This window comes from Vibrio sp. Vb2131, assembly GCF_033338535.1.
In the GTDB taxonomy this organism is placed as follows: domain Bacteria; phylum Pseudomonadota; class Gammaproteobacteria; order Enterobacterales; family Vibrionaceae; genus Vibrio; species Vibrio alginolyticus.
Genome location: NZ_JAWOSW010000117.1, coordinates 1 through 586, shown reverse-complemented (window position 1 = coordinate 586; position 586 = coordinate 1). Strand labels below are relative to the sequence as shown.

1 protein-coding gene is annotated in these 586 nt (G+C 50.2%); it reads left to right on the top strand.

From position 1 onward, the window contains the following. Positions 1-586 (top strand): FCD domain-containing protein (locus R7E38_RS23175; RefSeq protein ID WP_318082193.1); only part of this gene is annotated, 586 nt, incomplete at both ends.

Below are 586 nucleotides of genomic sequence, written 5' to 3'. Positions count from 1 at the left end.
CAAGAACTTATCAATGGCCGTTACGTGGTCGGAGATAGGCTGCCGCCTGAGCGCGATATCGCAGAACGTCTCGACGTTAGCCGCACAGTAGTGCGTGAAGCGATCATCATGCTGGAGCTGGAAAACCTTGTCGAAGTGAAGAAAGGTTCTGGGGTGTATGTCATCAATATTCCATCTCAACCGAACTCCCGTGAGAACGTGATCAGCGATGATGCCGGTCCGTTTGAAATGCTCCAAGCTCGCCAGTTGCTTGAAAGTAACATTGCGGAATTTGCAGCGATGCAAGTAACGCCTGGCGACATCGTGAAAATGCGTGCAGCCCTTGAGTTAGAACGAGAAGAACTTGCCAGTGGCACCGCAGATTGCAACGGTGATGAGAAGTTTCACATGTGCATTGCAGAGGCAACTCAAAACTCTGTGCTGGTGGACATGTTGAAGCAATCTTGGGAGCGACGCGAGAGCAGCCCAATGTGGAAGAAACTTCATTCTCACATTGCTGGTCAAGACTACCGTGAAGAGTGGTTAGACGATCACGCCAAAATCCTTGCCGCATTGCAGCGTAAAGATCCAATCGCTGCAAAAAATG